The 17,352-nt window shown below is 69.3% G+C and carries 16 protein-coding genes; 12 read left to right on the plus strand and 4 right to left on the minus strand.

Annotation, left to right across the window (positions count from 1 at the left end; translation table 11 throughout):
- Nucleotides 1-12: 12 nt before the first annotated feature.
- Nucleotides 13-1,755, plus strand: coding sequence for an ABC transporter ATP-binding protein (locus tag AB4Z01_RS07990; protein ID WP_441692259.1), 1,743 nt, complete (start codon nucleotides 13-15; stop codon nucleotides 1,753-1,755).
- Nucleotides 1,752-2,972, plus strand: coding sequence for a mandelate racemase/muconate lactonizing enzyme family protein (locus tag AB4Z01_RS07995; protein WP_441692261.1), 1,221 nt, complete (start codon nucleotides 1,752-1,754; stop codon nucleotides 2,970-2,972). Before AB4Z01_RS07990 ends, AB4Z01_RS07995 begins: the two co-directional genes overlap by 4 nt.
- 30 nt (nucleotides 2,973-3,002) lie before the next feature.
- On the opposite strand, the gene AB4Z01_RS08000 is transcribed toward AB4Z01_RS07995, so the two are convergent.
- On the minus strand, nucleotides 3,003-3,800 hold the full coding sequence (locus tag AB4Z01_RS08000) for a PfkB family carbohydrate kinase (protein WP_441692263.1): 798 nt from the start codon (nucleotides 3,798-3,800) through the stop codon (nucleotides 3,003-3,005).
- Between the two features lie 39 nt (nucleotides 3,801-3,839).
- Nucleotides 3,840-4,853: an SIS domain-containing protein gene (locus tag AB4Z01_RS08005; RefSeq protein ID WP_441692265.1), complete on the minus strand. Its 1,014-nt coding sequence runs from the start codon at nucleotides 4,851-4,853 to the stop codon at nucleotides 3,840-3,842.
- Between the two features lie 179 nt (nucleotides 4,854-5,032).
- Here AB4Z01_RS08005 and AB4Z01_RS08010 point away from each other — a divergent pair, with 179 nt between their 5' ends.
- The 4 genes from AB4Z01_RS08010 (at nucleotide 5,033) to AB4Z01_RS08025 (ending at nucleotide 9,076) form a co-directional block, all read left to right on the plus strand.
- Nucleotides 5,033-5,764, plus strand: a complete 732-nt coding sequence (locus AB4Z01_RS08010) for a GntR family transcriptional regulator (RefSeq protein WP_441692267.1) — start codon at nucleotides 5,033-5,035, stop codon at nucleotides 5,762-5,764.
- Between the two features lie 99 nt (nucleotides 5,765-5,863).
- Complete coding sequence (locus AB4Z01_RS08015; protein ID WP_441692269.1) at nucleotides 5,864-6,712, plus strand: transporter substrate-binding domain-containing protein; 849 nt, start codon at nucleotides 5,864-5,866, stop codon at nucleotides 6,710-6,712.
- Nucleotides 6,713-6,782: 70 nt separating this feature from the next.
- Nucleotides 6,783-8,069: an NAD(P)/FAD-dependent oxidoreductase gene (locus tag AB4Z01_RS08020; RefSeq protein WP_441692271.1), complete on the plus strand. Its 1,287-nt coding sequence runs from the start codon at nucleotides 6,783-6,785 to the stop codon at nucleotides 8,067-8,069.
- Nucleotides 8,070-8,101: 32 nt separating this feature from the next.
- Nucleotides 8,102-9,076 carry an amino acid ABC transporter permease gene (locus AB4Z01_RS08025; protein ID WP_441692273.1) on the plus strand — a complete coding sequence of 325 codons (975 nt, stop codon included), beginning with the start codon at nucleotides 8,102-8,104 and terminating at the stop codon, nucleotides 9,074-9,076.
- Between the two features lie 34 nt (nucleotides 9,077-9,110).
- Here the strand turns inward: AB4Z01_RS08025 and AB4Z01_RS08030 are convergent, their stop codons facing one another.
- The gene (locus AB4Z01_RS08030; protein WP_441692275.1) at nucleotides 9,111-10,022 is read right to left on the minus strand and encodes a dihydrodipicolinate synthase family protein; all 912 of its coding nucleotides are present in this window, start codon (nucleotides 10,020-10,022) and stop codon (nucleotides 9,111-9,113) included.
- A 6-nt stretch (nucleotides 10,023-10,028) separates the two neighbouring features.
- Nucleotides 10,029-10,697 (minus strand): GntR family transcriptional regulator, encoded by a 669-nt coding sequence (locus tag AB4Z01_RS08035; protein WP_441692277.1) that lies wholly within the window; start codon nucleotides 10,695-10,697, stop codon nucleotides 10,029-10,031.
- Nucleotides 10,698-10,832: 135 nt separating this feature from the next.
- Between AB4Z01_RS08035 and AB4Z01_RS08040 the strand changes: the two genes are divergently transcribed.
- From AB4Z01_RS08040 to AB4Z01_RS08065, 6 genes are read left to right on the plus strand one after another with little or no spacing between them, the layout of a single operon-like run.
- Nucleotides 10,833-12,029: a mandelate racemase/muconate lactonizing enzyme family protein gene (locus tag AB4Z01_RS08040; protein ID WP_441692279.1), complete on the plus strand. Its 1,197-nt coding sequence runs from the start codon at nucleotides 10,833-10,835 to the stop codon at nucleotides 12,027-12,029.
- 42 nt (nucleotides 12,030-12,071) lie between these two features.
- Nucleotides 12,072-13,655 carry an ABC transporter substrate-binding protein gene (locus AB4Z01_RS08045; protein ID WP_441692281.1) on the plus strand — a complete coding sequence of 528 codons (1,584 nt, stop codon included), beginning with the start codon at nucleotides 12,072-12,074 and terminating at the stop codon, nucleotides 13,653-13,655.
- Nucleotides 13,656-13,662: 7 nt separating this feature from the next.
- On the plus strand, nucleotides 13,663-14,709 hold the full coding sequence (locus AB4Z01_RS08050) for an ABC transporter permease (RefSeq protein ID WP_441692282.1): 1,047 nt from the start codon (nucleotides 13,663-13,665) through the stop codon (nucleotides 14,707-14,709).
- Entirely contained in the window at nucleotides 14,706-15,629 is a 924-nt protein-coding gene (nikC, locus tag AB4Z01_RS08055; protein WP_441692284.1) for a nickel transporter permease, read from the plus strand. The genes AB4Z01_RS08050 and nikC overlap by 4 nt, the downstream gene beginning before the upstream one ends.
- On the plus strand, nucleotides 15,626-16,477 hold the full coding sequence (locus AB4Z01_RS08060; RefSeq protein WP_441692286.1) for an ABC transporter ATP-binding protein: 852 nt from the start codon (nucleotides 15,626-15,628) through the stop codon (nucleotides 16,475-16,477). The genes nikC and AB4Z01_RS08060 overlap by 4 nt, the downstream gene beginning before the upstream one ends.
- Nucleotides 16,474-17,223, plus strand: a complete 750-nt coding sequence (locus AB4Z01_RS08065; protein ID WP_441692287.1) for an ABC transporter ATP-binding protein — start codon at nucleotides 16,474-16,476, stop codon at nucleotides 17,221-17,223. The genes AB4Z01_RS08060 and AB4Z01_RS08065 overlap by 4 nt, the downstream gene beginning before the upstream one ends.
- The last annotated feature ends 129 nt before the right edge of the window (nucleotides 17,224-17,352 follow it).

A 17,352-nucleotide genomic window follows, 5' to 3' on the forward strand; every position in this document is an offset into this window, starting at 1 on the left:
GCGGAGAGCCCGATGACGAACCCTCCCGCCGCCCCGGTGCCATTCCCCGGCCGTCCGAAGCCGGTCCTGGCGGTGCGCGACCTGGTGACCCATTTCCCGACCCGCGCCGGGCTGGTCAAAGCGGTCGATGGCGTCTCCTTCACGGTCGAGCGCGGCAAGACGCTGTGCGTCGTCGGCGAGAGCGGCTCGGGCAAGAGTGTCACCGCCCGCTCGATCCTGCAGATCGTCGACTCGCCGGGGCGCATCGTGTCCGGCGAGATGGTGCTGAACCGGGCCGACGGCAGCAGCGTCGACCTCGCCAAGCTGCACCCGCGCAGCCGAGCGATCCGCCGGGTGCGTGGCCGCGAGATCGCGATGATCTTCCAGGAGCCGATGTCGTCGCTGTCGCCGATCCACACGGTCGGCGACCAGATCATGGAGGTGCTGCGCCTGCATCTCGGCATGAGCAAGGCCGCAGCCCGGGCGCGGACGATCGAGCTGTTGAAGCAGGTCGAGATCCCACGGCCGGAGCGGGCGATCGACCGCTATACCTTCGAGTTCTCCGGCGGCATGCGCCAGCGCGCCATGATCGCCATGGCGCTGGCCTGCAACCCGCAGCTGCTGATCGCCGATGAGCCGACGACGGCGCTGGACGTCACCACCCAGGCCGAGATCCTCGACCTGATCAAGCGGCTGCAGGCCGAATTCGGCATGGCGGTGCTGTTCATCACCCATGACATGGGCGTGGTGGCCGAGATCGCCGACGACGTGCTGGTGATGTATCACGGAAGGGTGATGGAGCACGGTCCGGCCGACCGCATCTTCCACGCGCCGGAAGACCCCTACACCAAGATGCTGATCGGCTCGGTCCTCAAGCTCGAGGACAAGGCCGAGATCCGCCTCCGACGCCCCACACTGCCGGCCGACCGCCCGCCGGTGATCGAGGTCGAGGGGCTTCGGATGCAGTTCGGCACCGGCAGCGCCGCCTTCGCCGCCGTCGACGGCGTGTCGCTGCAGGTGAGGGCGGGGGAGACGCTCGGCATCGTCGGCGAATCCGGCTCCGGCAAGACCACGATGGGGCGCTGCCTGCTGCGGGTCTACGACCCGACCGGCGGGTCCATCCGCTACCGCCGCGCCGACGGCGCCGTGGTGGATTTGGCGAAAGCCGACAAGCCGACGCTCCTGGCTTGTCGGCGCGAGATCCGGATGATCTTCCAGGACCCGGTCTCCTCGCTCAACCCGCGCATGACGGTGGCCCAGGTGATCGGTGAGCCGCTGCTGGTCAACGGCATCGCCAGGGGCAAGGATCTGGACGAGCGCGTCGCCGGGCTGATGCGCCAGGTCGGCCTCGAACCCGCCTGGCGCGAGCGCTACCCGCACGCCTTCTCCGGCGGCCAGCGCCAGCGCATCGGCATCGCCCGGGCCATCGCGCTGAACCCCCGCGTCATCGTCGCCGACGAGGCGACCTCGGCGCTCGACGTCTCGCTGCGCTTCCAGGTGCTGGACCTGCTGCTGAAGCTGCAGGACGACCTCGACCTCGCCATCATCTTCATCAGCCACGACATCGGCGTGATCCGCTACATGTGCGACCGAGTCGGCGTGATGTATCGCGGCCGGCTGGTCGAGATCGGCCAGGCCGACGAGGTCTGCGAGGCGCCGGTCCACGACTACACAAAGGCGCTGATCTCCGCCGTACCGCGGCCCGATCCGCGCCGCCGGGGCATTCACAACCGCACCCGCTACATCGAACCCTCCGAGCGGAGCGTCGCGCTATGAAGATCACCGACATCCGGACCTTCCTGATGCAGGCCGGCCCGCCGGACCCCGACAAATGGGCGACGGACGGCCGGACCAACCATGCGGCGATCGCGGAGGGCAAGCTCGGCGGCTTCCGCAACTGGCTGTTCGTCAAGGTCTACACCGATGCCGGCATCGTCGGCATCGGCGAATGCTCCGGCTGGCCGCGGGTGATCGAGACCGCGGTGCAGGACCTGAAGGGCCTCCTGATCGGCGAGGACCCGACGCATATCGAGCGGCTGTGGCAGAAGATGCAGGTCGCGACGATGGGGCACGGCATGCTCGGCACGGTCGGTGCCGGGGCCATGACCGGCATCGACGTCGCGCTGTGGGACATCAAGGGCAAGGCGCTCGGCGTCCCGGTGTGGAACCTGCTCGGCGGCAAGATGCGCGACCGGATCCCGATCTACTCCCACGCCAACACGGCCGAGGCGGCGCTGGCGGTGAAGAGCCACGGCATCCGCACCATCAAATGTGGCGGCGTCGCCGACCCGGTGCGCAAGGTGGCGACGCTGCGCGAGGCGGTGGGCGACGAGGTCGACATCGCCATCGACCTGCACGGCCCGCCCTGGCTGACCCCGGCCGACGCGGCCCGGCTGGCGCGGGCGCTGGAACCCTACGACCTGCTGTGGATCGAGGACCCGATCGCGCCGGACAACCTGGACGGCTACAAGCGCATCCGCGACGCCGCCCATGTGCCGCTGGCGGCGGGCGAGCGCATGGCGACGATCTTCGGCGAGCGCGAGCTGATCGAGCACGATCTGGTCGACGTGATCCAGCCCGACACCGGCCGGGCCGGCGGCCTGACCCAGATGCGGAAGATCGCGGCGATGGCGGAGGCGCACCACATCATGATGGCGCCGCATTCCGGCTCGCTCGGCCCGGTCGCGGAGTACTCGGCGCTGCACCTGCTGGCCGCGATCCCGAACGGGCTGATCCTGGAGCGGCTCGACGCCGACTGGCCGGGCCGGGCCCGGACCGTGGTGCCGCATCCGGTGCAGGAAGGCGGCTCGATCGCCGTGCCCGACGCGCCGGGCCTGGGCTGCGACATCGACGAGGACTTCGTCGCGCGCTTTCCCAGCGAGCGCAACGTCGCCGTGCCCGGCTCCGACCGGTCCTACGCGCCGGGCACCCACCAGGAGCACGTCTATGTCCAGACCCGGCTCCGGCGGGCGCCCTACTTCAACGGGCGCTGAGGCGGCGGCGATCTCGGCGGAAACAGACGCTCAGGGGAGCGGCTGAAGCGCTTGTGCGAAGCCGCCGAGATGGCGGCAGGTGAGGGCGGCGGCCTGCCGCGCGGCCTCCAGGCAGGCGCCCAGGCTGCCGCCCGCCAGATGCGCGTCGATGAAGGCGGCGATGAAGGTGTCGCCCGCGCCGGTGGTGTCGACCACCTCGACCGGGGCCGCATCGGCCTCGACCATCGCCGCGCCGTCCGCGGCGACGCTGCCCCGGGCGCCGCAGGTCACCACCGCGATCCGGGCGCCCTGATCCAGGAACTCCCGGGCCAGCAGTCGGGCGCGGGCCCGGTCCTCGCCGGCCGAGCCGAAGGCGATCGCGAGCCCGTGGGCGCCGGGATTGACGGCAAGGTCCTGCGAGACCGAGACGCCCGCGGCGGCAAGCTCACGTCGCAACGCGCCGCTATCGTCCAGCCAGCCGAGATGGACATGGCGCATGCCGCGCAGCCGCGCCCGGTCGGCTTCCGGCGGCCGGTATCCGGCGCAGGCGCCGAAATCCTCGAAGGCGATGATCCGGTCGCCCGCCGCGTCGATGTCGAGATCGGTCACGGCGGTGCGGCACGGCCGCAGCAGGACCGGGCTGGTGTCGACCTCGCAGGCGGCCAGGCACGCCAGCACCCGGCGGCCGTCCTGGTCTTCGCCGACGGCGCCGAAATACCCGACCCGGCGGCCCAGCCGGCGCAGATGCACGGCCACGTTCACCGCATTGCCGCCGACCGCCGATTGCCGGGCCGGCAGGTATCGGTCGATGCAGTTGTCGCCGACCGTCGCGATCTCGAATCCGCTCATGCCGCTCCTTGATCGTCCCGCTTTGGCGGCATCATGCCCTCAATAGGCGACCCGCTTGTAGTAGCGCCGGGTTGTGAGCGGATGGTCGGTCAGCACCTCGAGATGGGCGCTGACCCGCTCCAGGGCGGCGGCCAGCAGAACGGGTGAGATCAGCGCCCGGACCTCCGGAGACAGGCCCGGCAGCGCGAACCGGGCGGTGTCCAGCACCAGCAGCCTGTCGGTGTATTGCCGGGCGAAGCGCTCGACCCGCTCGGCCAGCGGGCGATGCTCGTCCTCGCCCTTGAGCAGGACGACGCTGACGCCCGGCTCCACCAGCTCCAGCGTGCCGTGGAAGAAGTCCGACGCATGCACCGGCCGGGTCCGGATCCATTGCATCTCTTCCAGGATGCACATGCCGTAATAGAAGGCCTGCGGCCAGGCCGAGCCCGCTGCCGTGACGATGTGATAGGGCGTTGCCGCGAGGGCCCGGGCGAAGGCCTCCGCCTCCGGCTCGAAGTCCCGTTTCAGGCCGACCAGCAGTTCCGGCAAGCGGCCGAGCTCGGCGATGGTCGCGGCTCGGTCGGGGCCTTCGCCGCGATGCTCCAGGATCGACAGGGCCACGAACAGCGACTGCAGGTAGAAGGATTCGCAGGAGGTGTCGTCCTCGGCGAAGTTGACGATCGCATGGTCGGCCTGCTGGGCCAGCGGCGTGCCGCCGTGCCCGACCAGCGCCAGCACCGTCGCCCCGCGTGCCTTGCAGAAGGCCAGCGCCTCGACGCTCTCGGCCGTCGTGCCGGACAGCGAGGGGATGACGACGATCGACTTCGGCCCGAGATGCCTCGATCCGGCCAGCACCAGCTCGGCCGAGGAGTCCGCGAACACCGGGAAGGTGGAGCGGCGCTGCAGCAGCTGCAGGGCCGGCTGCATCAGGATGGCGGCGCCGCCGGTGCCCAGGAAGAACAGGTTCTCAGCCCCGGCCCGGAGGCAGGCCTGGATCGCGGCGTGGATCTGCTCCGCCGTCGCCGTCGCGCCCGACTGGATCCGGATGTATCGCTGCTCATCGAAATTCAGCATCGCAATCGCCTCTCGGCTGGCTGAGGTGGTCGGTCTGTCTGTCGTAACAGCACGCGAGATGTCAGACAACCGGACTCTGCAGAAAACTTGTTGGTCAGGCTTGACGTGTGCCGCGTCTCTCTCGATGTTGTCTGACGGCCGCAGCGCCGGCTGCTGCAGATCGGCTGAGGAGGGCGTTCATGGCCACCGCGCTTCGGGACGAGCGAGCGCTGAGCGTCCGGCTCCGGGACGAGATTACCGCCCTGATCGACCGCGGCCAGCTACAGCCCGGCGACAAGCTGCCGACCGAGGCGGAGCTGACCGAACGCTTCCGGATCTCCCGGCCAGCGCTGCGCGAGGCGCTGAAATTGCTGGAACAGGAAGGGATGGTCTCGGTCGTTCATGGCCGGGGGCGTTTCGTCTCCGCCGCCGCGGCGGTGCGGGTGAAGCGCCCGATCACCTGTTTCGAGAGCGCGACCGACATGGTCCGGCACTTCGGCTACACGCCGGAGAACAAGGTTCTGGACCTGTCCGAAATCGGCGCGGACCAGGAGACGGCCGCAGCCCTCGGGATCCCCAAGGGCGCACCGGTTGTCAGACTGGAGCGGCTGCGACTGCAGGGCGGCTCGGCGATCATCTACTCGGTCGACCTGGTGCCGCGGCCCATCCTGCCGGCCGACCTCACGGCTCTGGACTGGGGCGGGTCGCTGTGCGATCTCCTCGACCGCTGCGGCCACCGGCCACGCGCCTCCGCCGCCACCGCTTCCGCCGGCTTTCTGCCGCAGGATATTGTCGATTCACACAATCTTGCGGATTTCGGACCGGCCTTTCTGATTTCGGAGATCTGCTATTCGGCGTCCGGCCGCCCGGTCCTCTACGCGCATGACTATCACCGCGGCAGCGCCTTCTCGTTCAGCTTCGCGCGCAAATAGCGGTCGGCCCGCCGCAATGATTCCGCGGCACCCGACTTGTCAGTCGTCAGACACTGTGTCTATGCTCGGCGAAGCATAAAACCAACATAAGGGGAGAGCATGTTCGGGAAAATTCTGTCGGCCGCTGCCGCCGTCGCGGTGCTGGCCCTCGCAGTGTCGCCGGCCCAGGCGGGCCAGACGCTGGACCGGGTGATGTCGACCAAGGTGCTGAACGTCGCCACCAACGCGAACTGGCCGCCGCAGGGGTTTCTGAACGACGCCAACGAGCTCGACGGCTTCGACATCGACATGGCGAAGGAGATCGCCAAGCGCCTGGGTGTCGAAGTCAAGTTCGACACGCCGGAATGGCAGGTGATGACCGGTGGTCGATGGCAGGGGCGCTGGGACGTTGCGGTGGGCTCGATCACGCCGACCAAGCCACGGTCCCAGGTGCTCGATTTTCCGGCAATCTACTACTTCAGCCCATACGTCTTCGTGGTGCACAAGGACTCGAAGGCCACCAAGCGCTCGGATTTGAACGGCAAGGTGATCGGCGTCGAGACCTCGACCACGTCGGAGGACTACATCAACCGGCGGCTGCAGATCGACGCGCCCGACGTGCCGGCCTTCACCTATGACGTCGAGCCGGGCGAGGTCCGCACCTATCCGGGGTCGATCGAACCCTTCGACGACCTGCGCCTCGGCGACGGCATGCGGATCGACGCCATCGTGGCGCCGGAGCAGACGGCGCTCGGCGCGATCAAGAACGGCTATCCGGTCAAGGTGCTGCCGGGCGACTACGCCTTCTTCGAGCCGCTGGTCGTGGTCGCCGACAAGGGCGATGCGGAGTGGGACGCCAAGCTCAAGGAGGTTATCGGCGCGATGCGCGCGGACGGCACCATCTCGAAATTTTCCCAGAAGTGGTATGGCCGCGACTACAGCCAGATGATGGTCTCGACAGCGAAGTGACGTCCGGTCACCCGTTGCCGGCGCGGCCGTTCGGCGGCCGCGCCTCGTGACAGCCGTCCCCGGAGACTCCATGCCGGCCTCTTACACCGACACGTATTACAGCCGCACGCTGGCTGCCGATGAACGATTCCCGCCCCTGGCTGGCAGGCTGAGCGCCGATGCCTGCGTCGTCGGCGGCGGCCTCGCCGGCATCACCGCGGCGCTGGAGCTGGCGCGGCGCGGCCGGCAGGTCGTGCTGCTGGAGGGGCGCCGCATCGCCTGGGGCGCATCCGGCCGCAACGGCGGCTTCGTGTCGCCCGGATACGCCACCGGCCTCGGCGCGATCGAGAAACTGGCCGGCCGCGACGCCGCCGCTTCCCTGTACCGCCTGTCGGTCGAAGGCGTGCGCATCGTCGCCGACAACATCCGCGATCTCGATATCGCCGAGGCGGGACCCGTCCCCGGCATTCTCGCCGCGATCCGCTACGACGGCGCCGCGGGCCTGCAGGCCTATCGCGACCGGATGGAGCGCGATTTCGCCCGCCCGCTGCGCTTCATGCCGCGCGAGGAGGTCCGGTCGCTCCTCCTGTCCGCGAAATACCATCAGGCGCTCTACGACGCCGACTCCTTCCACTTCCATCCGCTGAACTACGCCCGTGCCCTGGTCCGCGAGCTGCAGCGGCTGGGCGGGGTGGTGCATGAGGACAGCCTTGTCACCGGGGCGGAGCTGGACGGCCCGCGCAAGGTGGTGACCACGGCCGGCGGGCGGGTCGAATGCGGCGACGTCGTCTTCACCGGCGGCGGCTACACCGATTCCGTCTGCCCGGCGCTGCGCCGGGCCTTCCTGCCCATCGCCACCTACATCCTCCTGACCGAGCCGATCCGCGACCGCATCGCCGACGCGATCCGGACCAATGCCGGAATCGGCGACGACCGGCGGGCCGGCGATTACTACCGGGTGGTCGGGGGCGAGCGGATTCTGTGGGGCGGGCGCATCACCACCCGCACCAGCGACCCGCGCGACCTGGCCGAGCGGCTGCGGCGCGAGATGGTGACGACCTATCCGCAGCTCGCCGACGTCAAGGTCGAGATCGCCTGGTCAGGGCTGATGTCCTATGCCCGCCACCTGATGCCGCAGATCGGGCGGCTGCAGCCTGGCGTCTGGTACTGCACCGCCTTCGGCGGCCACGGCATGAACACCACTGCGATCGGCGGCAAGGTCATCGCCGAGGCGATCGTGGGAGACAGTGACCGCTACCGGCTGTTCGAGCCCTTCGGGCTGGGCTGGAACGGCGGCCCCTTCGGACGGGTAGCGGCCCAGCTGACCTATTGGACCTACCAGGCGATGGACGCCTGGCGCGAGCGCAAGGCCGCCTGAACGCCGGCCTTCGAGAACGGAGCGGGGAGACGATGTACGCGGACAAGGTCGAATACCCCCGCCTATCCACCAAGCCGGCTGTCTTCCTGGCGCTGGCGCTCGGGCTGTTCCTGGTGTTCTGGGCCTGCGGGCTGAAGGGCACCTGGCTCGGCCAGATCGGCGTCGCGCTGATCGGCGAGCCCGCGGCCGAAGGCTGGGCCGGCAATGTCGCCGCCGCGGCGGTCATCACCGTGGCGATGCTGGCGAATTTCTACGTCATCGTGTTCCTGCCACGGGTCTGGCAGATCGGGGTGATCTGGACCGAGCTGATGTTCTGGATCGTGATCTTCTTCCGATCGTTCGACCTCAGCCTCGAATTCGTCCAGCGCAAGATCGGCTTCCTGATCACCCAGGGCGTGACGACGACGCTCTACGTCTCGGCTGCCTCGATCGCGATCGCCTTCGTCCTGGCCATGGCCGGGGCGATCGCGAAGCTGTCGCGCAACGGCATCGCCTTCGCGCTCGCCACCTTCTACACCTCGATCTTCCGCGGCCTGCCGCTGCTGATGCAGGTCTACATCATCTATATGGGCCTGCCGCAGCTGGGCTATGTCGTGCAGGCCGTGCCGGCCGGCATCGCCGCCCTATCGCTGTGCTACGGCGCCTATATGACCGAGATCTTCCGCGCCGGCATCGAAAGCATCCCGCGCGGCCAGTGGGAGGCGGCGCGGGCGCTGGGCCTGGCGCCGCATATGGTGCTGCGCAAGGTGATCCTGCCGCAGGCGATGCGGGTCATCATCCCGCCGACCGGCAACCAGTTCATCGCCATGCTGAAGGACAGCACCCTGGTCTCCGTCATCGGGGTGTGGGAGCTGATGTATCTCGCCCGCACCCAGGGCCAGACCGAGTTCCGGCATGTCGAGATGCTGATCACGGCCTCGGCGATCTATTGGCTGATGTCGATCGTCCTCGAGCTCGGCCAGGCCAAGCTCGAGCGCAGCTTCAACCGCGTCCGGTTCCGGGGATAGGCCGCGGCCGGCCGCCCGCCGGCCGTGCAGCGGATCAGCGTCCGCCGAAGCCCCAGCGCGCGATCTCCTGCACCAGCGTCTCGCGGTCGGCGGGATCCAGGGCCGGCAGCCCGGGCAGCCGCACCGCCCCGGCCGGGAAGCCCAGCAGGCCCAGCGCCTCCTTGACCACGGTGACGTTGGCGCCATTGCCGTAGCGGGTGCGCAGCGTCTCGAAGCGCGCGATCTCGGCCACCAGGGAGCGGGCCTTGGCATAGTCGCCCGCCTCCAGCGCCGCATGGATGGCCAGCGACCGGGCCGGGTCGACATTGACCAGGCCGGAGGTGAAGCCGCGGGCGCCCAGGGCATAGAACGGCGCCGCCCAGCCCTCGGCCAGGCCGCAGACCCAGACCGCGGTGGCGGCATCGCTCGACCGCACGCATTCGGCCAGCAGCATCAGGTTGGTGGTGGCGAACTTCACCCCGACGACATTCGGGTGGTTGGCGACCGACAGCAGATCGGCCAAGCCCATCGCGTCGGACCGGACATAGGCGACCAGCGGCAGGTCGACCGCATCGGCGATCGCCCGGAAATAGGCGGCCTGCGCCTGCGGCGCGGCGAAGGGGTCCAGCGGCTGGTGCGACATGATCGCGTTCGCCCCGGCCTCCCTGGCGCGGCGGCCCAGCGCGATCGCTTCGGTCAGCGACCGGCCGACGGCCGCGACGACGTTGCTGCGGCCCCGGGCGGCGGACACCGCGGTGTCGTGCACCAGCCGCACCTCGTCGGGCGACAGGGCGTAGAACTCGCCGGTGTTGCCGGCAGCGACAATGTTGTGGATCCCGCCGGCGACAATCCGCTCGACGATCCGGCCGGTCAGGTCCGCGTCGACGCCGCCATCGGCGGCATAGGCGGTCGCGTGCACGCCCGAGATGCCGCATAGCGCGCGCCGCAGGCCGTTCTGGTTGTCCATTCTTCGCTACTCCTTCCGGCGCGCGAACGCCGTCTGCACATGTTGTCGGCCCGACCGCACGATGTGGTCGCGCATCGCCCGTTCGGCCGCGTCCTCGTCGCGCGCTTCGAGGGCCGCGAGGATGCTCAGATGCTCCTGCAGCGCGCGCCCCCGCTCGTCCGGATCGTTCAGCAGGAAACGGCGCGTCGCCTTGTCATAGACCAGCTGCCCGGCCAGCAGCCGCTGCAGATAGCGGCAGCCGGACGCGGCGTGGATGGTGTCGTGGAACGTCTCGTTCAGCGCGATCAGCCGGCGCACCACGCCCGCCGCCGTCGCCTGGCGCATGCTGTTGCCGACCGCGCGAAGCTCCGCGATCTGCTCGTCCGTGATCCGCGCCGCAGCCAGGCGGGCGATCATGCTCTCCAGCGCCGCGCGCGCCAGCGCCATCTCCTCGGCCTGGGCGGCGTCGAAGGTGATGCGGATGCCGCGGCGCGGCTCGGTCCGCACCAGCCCTTCCAGCTCCAGCCGGCGCAGCGCCTCCTTCAGCGGCGTGGTGCTGACGCCCAGCTCCGCCGCCGCCTGGCGCTCGTTCAGCAGCGACCCGGTCGGCAGCTGGCCGGAAATGATGGCCTGGCGCAGCTGCTCGTGAACGTGCTCGCGCAGCCCCTTCAGCATGTTCGGATCGAGGGATGTCAAGGGGCGGTGCACGCTGTCCTCTTGCTGGATCGGGCGGCTTCCGGCGCCGGCAATTTCTTGAGACTTGATATATCAGGTCTCATCGGGTTAAGTCTAGCCGCGAGGAAGCAACAGGGCCTGGGAAGGATACGCGGCGTGAAGATCGACCGTCTGCGGACCTATATGACGCGCGACAAGGACCGTCCGCGTCTGCTCGTCGCCATCGACACCGATGACGGCCTGACCGGCTGGGGCGAGTGCTACAATCACGGGCCCGACCGGGCACTGGCGCCGCTGCTCGAGTACCTGTTCACCTTCCTGCAGGGGCAGGACCCGCGGCGGATCGAGTACATCGTCCAGTACCTGATGCAGCAGACGCGCTTCCCGCCGGGCGCGCTGACCCTGGCGGCGATCTCGGCGATCGACCACTGCCTGTGGGACATCTCGGCCAAGGCGCTCGGCGTCCCGGTCTACATGCTGTTGGGCGGCAATGTCCGCGACCGGGTGCGCGTCTATGCCGGCGTCTACACCGCTCCGGATGCGCCGGCCGCGCGAGAAGAATTCGACCGGCTCAACGAGAATTGGGGCCTGACCGCCTTCAAGCTCAGCCCGTACCGCATCAACATCTACGAGAACCGCTGGGGCGAGGTGGTGCGCACCAGCGCCGAGTATTTCCGCTCGCTGCGGGAGACGGTGCGCAACGACTACGAGATCGCCTTCGACGCCCATGCGCGGATCTTCGAGCCGCACCAGGCGGTGCAGCTGGGCAATGCGCTGGCCCCCTACGACCCGCTGTTCTTCGAGGAGCCGATCCGGCCGGAGAATGTCGAGGTCTGGGGCGACATCAAGCGGCAGATGGCCTGCACCCTGGCGACCGGCGAGTCGCTGTACAACCGCTTCGAATTCCTGCGCCTGCTGTCCCATCGCGGCGCCGACATCATCCAGCCCGACATCTGCGTCGTCGGCGGCCTGCTGGAGATGCGCAAGATCGCGGCGATCGCGGAGGCGCATTACGTCACCGTCGCGCCGCACAATCCGATGGGCCCGCTGGCCACGGCGGTGAACCTGCATTTCTCCGCCGCCCAGCCGAATTTCCGCATCCTCGAATACCGGCTGCCGCACGGCCCGAACTACACCTTCGAGGCGGGCGGCGGCGGGGCGAAGGCCGACCCTTCGGCCGGCGCCTGGTACGTGAAGGACCCGTATCTGCCGCGCGACGGCTATCTCGAGCTGCGCCCCGACCGTCCGGGCTGGGGCGTCGAGATCGACGAGGAGGTGCTGAAGACCGACGGCTACATCCATTGGGAGCGCCGCGTCGGCCGCCGCCCGGACGGATCGTCGGCGTTTCCGTAACAACCAACAAAGGCGGGCATCCGCCCAACAGGGAGGACGAGAATGAGACTGTCCCTACTGGCCGCGACCGCGGCCCTTGCGCTCGCCTTCGGTCTGTCCGGCGCCCAGGCGGCCTCGCCGGCGAACGCGCTGGTGATCGGCACGCAGCTCAGCGCCGTGCCGTCGCTCGACCCGGCGGCAATCAACGCCCGCACGCCGTCCGAGGTGGTGTCGAATCTCTACGACAACCTCGTGATGGTGAAGCCCGACGACCTGCAGACGATCCGGCCGATGCTGGCCGAAAGCTGGGTCGTCGCCGACGACAAACGCAGCATCACCCTGACGCTGCGCCAGGGCGCGACCTTCGTCTCCGGCAACCCGGTGACGGCGGAGGACGCGGCCTGGACCATCCAGCGCGTGATCAAGATGGGACAGGTCGGCGCGACCGATATCGCGCTCTGGGGCTTCACCAAGGACAATGTCGAGCAACTGGTCCAGGCCAAGGATGAGCGGACCTTGGTGATCAGCCTGCCGCAGCCGGTCTCGACCGATCTCGTGCTCTATTCGCTGGCCGGCGCCTCGCTCGGCATCATCGACAAGAAGACGGCGCTGGAGCACGAGCAGAACGGCGACCTGGCCCAGAACTGGCTGAAGGCCAACAGCGCCGGCAGCGGCCCCTTCAAGCTCACCACCTGGCGGCCGAACGACATCCTGCTGTGCGACGCGCGGCCGGACTATTGGGGCGGCGCGCCGGCGATGAAGCGCGTGGTCATGCGGCACGTGCCGGAGTCGGGCAACCTGCGGCTGCAGGTCGAGGCCGGCGACATCGATATCGGCCAGTACATGGCGAACAGCGATATCGAGGCGCTGAAGGCCAAGGGCGCCGTGGTCGATCCCGGGCCGGGCCTGGGCTTCTACTACATGGCCATGAACACCCAGGACCCGGACCTGGCCAAGCCCAAGGTGCGCGAGGCGTTCCAGCATATCATCGACTGGAAGCCGCTGGCCGAGACCACGATGAACTTCAACGGCTTCCCCTGGCAGTCGATCATCCCCAAGGGCATGCCCGGCGCCCCGACGGGCGAGCCGACCGGCTACCAGTACGATCCCGAGCTGGCCAAGAAGCTGCTGGCCGAGGCCGGCTATCCGGACGGGCTGAAGAAGACGCTGTACCCGTCGGGCGACGCGCTCCTGAAGATGGCGGTGGCGCTGCAGGCCAGCGCCAAGAAGGCCGGCGTCGAGTTCGAGGTCGTCCCCGGCGAGCATGTGCCGGATTTCCGCGCCCGGAAGTACCAGGTGCTGGTCGGCAACTCCGGCTCGCGGCTGCCCGATCCCTTCGGCACGCTGGTGCAGTACGCCTACAACCCGGACAACCGCGACGAGGCGAAGCTCGGCGGCTACTACCTGTGGCGCACGGCGCTGGATGCGCCCGAGCTGACCAGGCTGGTCAATGCGTCGAAGAGCGAGACCGACCCCGCCAAGCGAGCGCAGCTGTTCACCGAGATCGACCAGAAGTTCAAGGAGACGGTGCCGCCGCTGATCATCGTGCTGCAGCGCACCGACCCCTATGTCATCCGCCAGGGCATCAGCGGCTATGCCGGCAACCCGACCTGGTCGACGCGCTGGCTCGACGTCAAGAAGAACTGAGGCGCCGATGACGACGATCGACACGTTCAACCGGCCGGCGCGCTTCCTGCGCATGCGGCGCCTGTCGGGCCGCACCCTGTCGGTCGTCGTCACCCTGGTCGGGCTGCTGCTGCTGACCTTCTCGATGGGGCGGCTGCTGCCGGCCGATCCGGTGCTGGCGGTGACGGGGTCGGAGGTCGACAAGGCCACCTATGACCGGGTCTACCAGGAGCTCGGCCTCGACCAGCCGGTCTGGCAGCAATTCGTGTCCTATGTCGGCCGGGTCGTCACCGGCGACATGGGCCGGTCGCTGACCACCGGCCAGCCGGTCTCGGCCGACCTGCTCAGCGTCTTTCCGGCCACGATCGAGCTCGCCCTCGTCGCCATCCTGTGCGGCACGCTGCTGGGCGTCCCGCTCGGTGTCGTCGCCGCGGTCAACCGCGGCAAGCCGATCGACCATGTCGCGCGGGTGGTCGGGCTGGCCGGCCATTCGGTGCCGATCTTCTGGCTCGGCCTGATCGCACTGATCCTGTTCTACGCCAAGCTGCAATGGGTCGCGGCCTCGGGCCGGATCGACATCCTGAACGAAGGCATGGTGCCGCCGATCACCGGGCTGCTGCTGCTCGACACCGCGCTGCAGGGCGAATGGGACGTGTTCCGCGACGCGCTCGACCACATCATCCTGCCCGGCGCCGTCCTCGGCTACTACTCGGTCGCCTATATCAGCCGGATGACCCGCAGCTTCATGCTGGAGCAGCTGGGCCAGGAATACATCGTCTCCGCCCGGGCCAAGGGCGTGTCGCGCCGCCGGATGATCTGGGCCCACGCCTTCAAGAACATCCGCGTCCAGCTGCTCACCGTTATCGCGCTGACCTTCGGCGGGCTGCTCGACGGCGCGGTGCTGATCGAGACGGTGTTCGGCTGGCCCGGCCTTGGCCAGTACCTCACCCGGGGGCTGAAGATGAACGACATGAACGTGGTGATGGGCGCGGTGCTGCTGATCGGCATCACCTTCCTGGTCATCAACATCGTTTCCGACCGGCTCTACCGCATCCTGGACCCGCGCACCCGATGACCGCGACCTTCAGCGCCCCCCAAGGCGGCCTGCGCGCCTGGCTCAAGGCGGACGCGCCGCGCACCGTCTTCCAGTCGGCGATGCAGCAGCTCTATCGCGGCTGGCGGCGCTTCGCCACGCATCCGCTCGGCCTCGCCGGGCTCGCCGTCATCCTGCTGCTGGTCGTGGCGGCGGTCGCCGCGCCCTGGCTGACCGCCTACGACCCGATCGCGCAGGACATGGTCAACCGGCTGCAGCCGCCCTCGGCGGCGCATTGGTTCGGCACCGACGAGTTCGGGCGCGACGTCTTCGCCCGCGTCGTCTACGGCGCCCGCACGACGATCTACATCATCCTGCTGGTCACCGTCATCGTCGCCCCGATCGGCCTGCTGATCGGCGCCTGCGCTGGCTATCTCGGCGGCTGGGCCGACGAGGTGCTGATGCGGGTCACCGACATCTTCCTGTCCTTCCCCGGCCTGGTGCTGGCGCTGGGCTTCGCCGCGGCGCTCGGCCCCGGCATCACCAACGCCATCATCGCCATCGCCCTGACCGCCTGGCCGCCGATGGCGCGGCTGGCCCGGGCCGAGGCGCTGAGCCTGCGCAAGGCCGATTTCATCGCCGCGGTGCGGCTGCAGGGGGCGTCGAAGACCCGGATCATCACCCGCCACATCCTGCCGATGTGCCTGCCGTCGCTGGTGGTGCGCCTGACGCTGAACATGGCCGGCATCATCCTGACCGCGGCGGGGCTCGGCTTCCTCGGCCTCGGCGCCCAGCCGCCGCTGCCGGAATGGGGCGCCATGGTCTCGACCGGGCGCGAATTCATGATCGACTGCCCCTGGGTGATCACCGCGCCCGGCATCGCCATCGCGGTCGTGAGCCTGGCCTTCAACCTGGCCGGCGACGCGCTGCGCGACGTGCTCGACCCGAGGTCCGGCGAATGAGCCCCCTGATCGAGGTCCGCAATCTCGGCATCGCCTTCGGCCGCGGCGCCAGCGCGGTGCCGGTGGTGCATGGCGTCTCCTTCACTCTCGGGCGCGAAAAACTCGGCATCGTCGGCGAGTCCGGTGCCGGCAAGTCCACCGTCGGCCGCGCTTTGATGCGGCTGCTGCCGTCCGGCGCCAAGGTCACGGCCGACCGGATGGCCTTCCGCGACACCGACCTGCTGGCGGCGAGCGAGCGGCAGATGATGGAATTGCGCGGCCGGCGCATGGGGCTGATCCTGCAGGATCCGAAATACTCGCTGAATCCGGTCGTGCCGGTCGGCGAGCAGATCGCCGAGGCCTGGCGGCTGCATCACAAGGGGCCGGTCCGCGAGGCGCGCGAGCGCACCCTGGCGATCCTGGAGGCGGTGAAGATCCGCGACCCCGCCCGGGTGGCGCGCCTGTACCCGCATGAGATCTCGGGCGGCATGGGCCAGCGCGTCATGATCGCGATGATGCTGATCGCCGGCCCGGACGTGGTGATCGCCGACGAGCCGACCTCGGCGCTGGACGTCACCGTGCGGCTCGAGGTGCTGCACCTGCTCGACGAGCTGATCGAGAGCCGCGGCCTCGGCCTGATCCTGATCAGCCACGACCTCAACCTGGTCCGCCGCTTCTGCGACCGGGTGGTGATCATGTATGCCGGACGGGTGATGGAGACCTTGCCGGCCGCCGATCTCGACCGGGCCGAACATCCCTACACCCGCGGCCTGCTGGCCTCGCTGCCCTCGATCCATCGTACCCAGGACCGGCTGCCGGTGCTGCGCCGCGACCCGGCCTGGCTGGCCGGGGCAGGAGGCACGCCATGATCGAGGTCCGCGATCTGGTCGTGCGCTTCGCCGACGCCCCGCCGGCGGTGGCCGGCGTCTCCTTCGCCGTCGCGGCGGGTGAGACCTTCGGCCTGGTCGGCGAATCCGGCTGCGGCAAGTCGACGGTGCTGCGCGCCCTGGCCGGGCTGAACACCGACTATGGCGGGGAGGTTCGGCTCGACGGCACGGTGCTGCCGCCGCACCGCCCGCGCGGCTTCTTCAAGCGGGTGCAGATGGTGTTCCAGGACCCCTACGGGTCGTTGCATCCGCGCCAGACCATCCAGGCGCAGCTGCTGGAGCCGCTGCGCAACCAGGGCATGGTTCCAGCGGCCGATGCGGTCGGCACGGCGCTGGATTCGGTCGGGCTGCCGCGTACGGCGGCCTTCCGCTATCCGCACCAGCTGTCCGGCGGCCAGCGCCAGCGCGTGGCGATCGCCCGCGCCCTGATGCTGCAGCCGGAGGTGCTGCTGCTGGACGAGCCGACCTCCGCCCTCGACGTCTCGGTGCAGGCGGAGATCCTGAACCTGCTGATGGATCTGAGGGCGCAGCGGAACCTGACCTATATCCTGGTCAGCCATGACCTCGCCGTGGTCGCCCATATGTGCCACCGCATCGCGGTGATGCAGGGCGGCCGGATCGTCGACGGCTTCGACGCGGCGACGTTGCGCGCCGGCACGCCTGCGCACCCCTACACGCAGGAGCTGCTCGCCGCCAGCGAAGCCTATGGCGAGGCGCCGGTGGGCTGAGGCTCCCGCTATGCGAGACGTTTTCATATCCCCCCAATCCGTCATCCCCGCTTTCGTGTTTGGTCCCGGGAGATTGGAGAGACGGAATTGGTGTAGAACAGGGCGTCAGGTATGTGAAGGAGCGGCTCG

This window comes from Inquilinus sp. YAF38, from assembly GCF_052113205.1.
Taxonomy (GTDB): domain Bacteria; phylum Pseudomonadota; class Alphaproteobacteria; order DSM-16000; family Inquilinaceae; genus Inquilinus.